At 62.8% G+C, this 3,990-nt stretch carries 3 protein-coding genes and 1 pseudogene; 3 read left to right on the forward strand and 1 reads right to left on the reverse strand.

Annotated elements, in window-relative coordinates; genetic code table 11:
- A partial coding sequence (locus EN935_RS25475) for an arginase family protein (RefSeq protein WP_206534566.1) occupies positions 1-332 on the reverse strand: 332 nt, incomplete at its 3' end.
- A gap of 266 nt (positions 333-598) precedes the next feature.
- Here EN935_RS25475 and gcvA point away from each other — a divergent pair.
- From gcvA to EN935_RS25490, 3 genes and pseudogenes are all read left to right on the forward strand, one after another.
- Entirely contained in the window at positions 599-1,573 is a 975-nt protein-coding gene (gene gcvA / locus EN935_RS25480; RefSeq protein WP_127262600.1) for a transcriptional regulator GcvA, read from the forward strand.
- 158 nt (positions 1,574-1,731) lie between these two features.
- On the forward strand, positions 1,732-3,036 hold the full coding sequence (pncB, locus tag EN935_RS25485) for a nicotinate phosphoribosyltransferase (protein WP_127373731.1): 1,305 nt from the start codon (positions 1,732-1,734) through the stop codon (positions 3,034-3,036).
- Positions 3,037-3,221: 185 nt separating this feature from the next.
- Positions 3,222-3,990: pseudogene (locus tag EN935_RS25490) on the forward strand (hypothetical protein); the annotation flags it as partial.

Raw genomic sequence — 3,990 nt, forward strand, 5'->3', positions numbered from 1 at the left:
CATTCCAGCACGTGATTGTAGGGACCGATGCGCTCGATGGAGCGCAGAGCGCGCGGCCCGAAACGCGAGCCTGGCCGGTTGGTGACGCCGAGATCCATCGGCACGCCGATCATCGCCACCTGCAAATCGCCGAAATCCGGATTGTCGGCTGATATTTCGCGGTAGGGCGCTGCGAGGAAGGTCGGAATGCCGGAATAGGGCGCCAGCCGCGTGCCGCTCTTGGAAAATATCTTGTCGGCGACCTTGCGGAACTTCGGGTCGAACATTTCGCCGCCATGGCTTTCACCATATTTGCGACGCAACGCGTCGAGCTTGCCGCGATCGTAACCCATCTGCACTCCTCCTGCGGGCTGATGCAGTGCGGCCGTTGGCGATGCCTGGCGAACTGACCGTCATCCGGCCGGGTCGCTGTCCCGCTGGCTGCCTGCAGATTTCACGTCTTGATGCTGTTCCGGCCTCAAGTGTCTGGCAGCGGCATTGAAAAATCAATTGATATTGTTAGGGTGTTTTCTGTGAGAAAATCTCACAATCAACTCTGAGCACGATCTTATCCGAAAACCGGTCTCCACTTTTCGGGATCGTGCTTCAATGGATGCTCATGACCAACCGCCTGCCGCCCCTCAATCCGCTGCGCGCCTTCGAGGCAACGGCCCGGCATGGCTCGCTGACCAAGGCGGCCAGTGAGCTGAATGTCACGCATGGCGCCATCAGCCACCAGATCAAGGCGCTCGAGCACTCGCTCGGCGTCAAGCTTTTCGAGCGGGTCGGCCAGCGGGTCAAGCTGACACCGCACGGCGCCGAACTGCTGCCGGCGGTATCGACCGCCTTCGACAGCATCGCAGCCGCCACCCAGCGCATGACAAGGCCGGCGAGCAGCGGCACTCTTTCAGTCTCCTGCGTGCCCGCGCTGCTGTTGCTGTGGATGACACCGCGGCTCGGCAGTTTCATGGCGCAATATCCCGACATAAGGCTGACACTTATCCCTTCCAACGATCCCAAGGATCTGCGGGCGCCGACCATCGATGTCTGCGTGCATTATGGCGACGGCAGCTGGACCGATTGCTGGATGCGCAAATGGTCGGGCCTCGAACTGTTTCCCGTGGTCAGCCCGACCTTGATCAACAACCGCCCGATCCGCAGCGTCAGGGACCTTGCCGACCATGTCTTCCTGCATGGCGACGACGGCCGCGAATGGCACACCTGGCTGGCGGCCGCCGATGCGCTGGACCTGGAGCGGGGCCGCCGCCATCACCTTGGCGATGCGCGCATGGCGACCGAGGCGGCGGTGCATGGCCATGGCGTGGCGTTGGGCGATTCGGTGACGGCAAGCGCGCTGCTGGCCAGGGGCATGCTGGTGGCGCCGTTCAGCCTGTCGGTGCCGGCGGTCGACGATTTCTATGTCGTCTGCCGCAACGAGATGCGGGCGACGCCGATCGTGCAGGTGTTCATCGACTGGCTGTTTGCCGAGAAGGCCGGGGATGACGGCCGCGCCGACGCACCGGTGGCGGGCCGCATCGTCAGCCGCCGCAAGCGTCCGGCGCTCAGGGTCATCGGCGCGAAGACCGGAAGCTGAGATCGGCCCGTGCTTGCCAGCGACCGTCGGTGATCGTCAATCCATGCAGGGTTTTCTTTTTGTCGGGCCAGCCTGAAACCGGGCAGCGCTTTGGCCAATTCGATGCTATGAGGCCTGTCGCGGTTGTGGATGGCAGGCAGCGAAGGCGGTGTTGAAACATGGCTAAGACCGATATTGCGCGGCGGGTCTACAACCACACCTGGAAGCTCGATCCGATCGTGCGCAGCCTGCTCGATACGGATTTCTACAAGCTTTTGATGCTGCAGATGATCTGGGGCATGTATCCCAAGGTCGACACCACCTTCTCGCTGATCAACCGCACAACTTCGGTGCGCCTTGCCAACGAGATCGATGAGGGCGAACTGCGCGAGCAGCTTGACCATGCCCGCACGTTGCGCTTCTCCAAGAAGGAGATGATCTGGCTCGGCGGCAATAATTTCTACGGCCGCAAGCAGATCTTCGAGCCGGAGTTCCTCGCCTGGCTGGAGAATTTCCGGCTGCCCGAATACGAGCTGTCGAAGCGCGACGGCCAGTATGAGCTGACCTTCAGCGGGCCGTGGATGTACACCACGCTGTGGGAAATCCCGGCGCTGGCGATCATCAACGAATTGCGCTCGCGCGCGGCCATGCGGGCGTTCGGCCCGTTCGCCCTCGATGTGCTCTATGCCCGCGCCAAGGCCAAGATGTGGGCCAAGACCGAGCGGCTGAAGGCGCTGCCCGGCATCCGCATCTCCGATTTCGGCACGCGCCGGCGCCATTCCTTCCTGTGGCAGCGCTGGTGCGTCGAAGCGCTGAAGGAAGGCATCGGCGAGGCGTTCACCGGCACCTCCAACGTGCTTCTGGCGATGGACAACGACCTCGAAGCCCTCGGCACCAACGCGCATGAACTGCCGATGGTGTTCGCCGCCCTCGCCAATTCGGAAAAGGAACTGAAACAGTCACCCTACAAGGTGCTGCAGGACTGGCAGCGCTATTATGGCGGCAATCTGCTGATCGTCTTGCCCGACGCCTTCGGCACCGCCTCCTTCCTGCGCGACGCGCCGGACTGGGTGGCCGACTGGACGGGCTTTCGCCCCGACAGCGCGCCGCCGATCGAAGGCGGCGAAAAAATCCTGTCCTGGTGGCGCGACAAGGGCAAGGATCCCCGGCAGAAGCTGCTGATCTTCCCCGACGGGCTCGAGGTCGAAACCATCGAGGAGACCTACCGCCACTTCAAGGGCAAGGTGCGCATGTCGTTCGGCTGGGGCACGAACCTCACCAATGATTTCGAAGGCTGCGCGCCGACGGAAACCAACAGCCTCGACGCCATATCGCTGGTCTGCAAGGTCACCGAGGCCAATGGCAGGCCGGCGGTGAAGCTTTCCGACAACCCGGCCAAGGCGACGGGTGATGAGAAAGAGATCGAGCGCTATTTGCGGATTTTTGGCGAGAAGGATCGCGTGGAGCAACTGGTCAAGGTGTGAGGGGTGGCCACGCCAGCCAAGATGGCAATCTGGATAGGATGAGTTCCTTGGCGCCCCCCTCTGGCCTGCCGGCCATCTCCCCCACTTGGGGGGAGATCCGCCTTCATCTCCGCTTTCGCCAATTTTCAACATCGCAAGAAAAGCGCCGATCGACCGAACTGCCAATCTCCCCACCTGTGGGGGAGATGTCCGGCAGGACAGAGGGGGGCGTCGTAGAACGCCGCCCTGCGGGAATCCCGCTCATTTGCCTCGTCACTTCGTTGATCCTCCTCCCCACACCCGCCTTGGCCCACGCTTCCGACCGTGGCCACGTCCTGCTGTTACCCACCGGCTACTATCTGGTCGGCGGCGCCTTTGCCGTGGCCATCAGCTTCCTCGTGCTGGCGCTGCTGCCGGCGAATAGGCTCGATCGTTTCTGGCGCCGGTGCCTGCCGCTCTTCGCCTTTGGCGACGCCCTCCGGACAGCGATCAGCCTGATATCCTTTGCCGGCTTTGCAATTCTCATCGCCGCAGGCCTTTTCGGCAGTCGCGATCCGCTCTCCAACCCGCTGCCTCTGGTGATCTGGACCCTGCTATGGGCTGGCATCACCTTGCTGCAGGGCGTCTTCGGCGATCTCTGGTCATGGCTGAACCCCTGGGTTGGCCCGTGGCGTCTCGCCTCGCGCCTGTTCGGTGCAAATGATGAAGGAGGATGGCGTCTACCTCGATGGCTCGGCTGCTGGCCGGCCGTCCTGCTGTTTTTCGCCTTTGCCTGGTTCGAACTCATCGATCCGGCGCCCGACGATCCGGCGCGGCTGGCCTTGGCCGCCGGTCTCTACTGGCTGTTCACCTTCCTGGCCATGCTGGCGTTCGGACATCGGCAATGGAGCAGAAGCGGGGAATTTCTGTCCGTCTTGTTCTCGATGGTGGCACGTTTCGCCATCGTCGAGCGCGACGAGAACGGTCGGCTTGCAC

It is taken from the genome of Mesorhizobium sp. M7D.F.Ca.US.004.03.1.1 (genome assembly GCF_003998635.1).
Classification (GTDB): Bacteria; Pseudomonadota; Alphaproteobacteria; order Rhizobiales; family Rhizobiaceae; genus Mesorhizobium; species Mesorhizobium loti.

What these genes read in the sequence shown, in the direction of transcription:
- pncB (WP_127373731.1), top strand. Translation starts at nt 1,732, where the DNA reads ATGGCTAAGACCGATATTGCGCGGCGGGTCTACAACCACACCTGGAAG.
- gcvA (WP_127262600.1), top strand. Translation starts at nt 599, where the DNA reads ATGACCAACCGCCTGCCGCCCCTCAATCCGCTGCGCGCCTTCGAGGCA.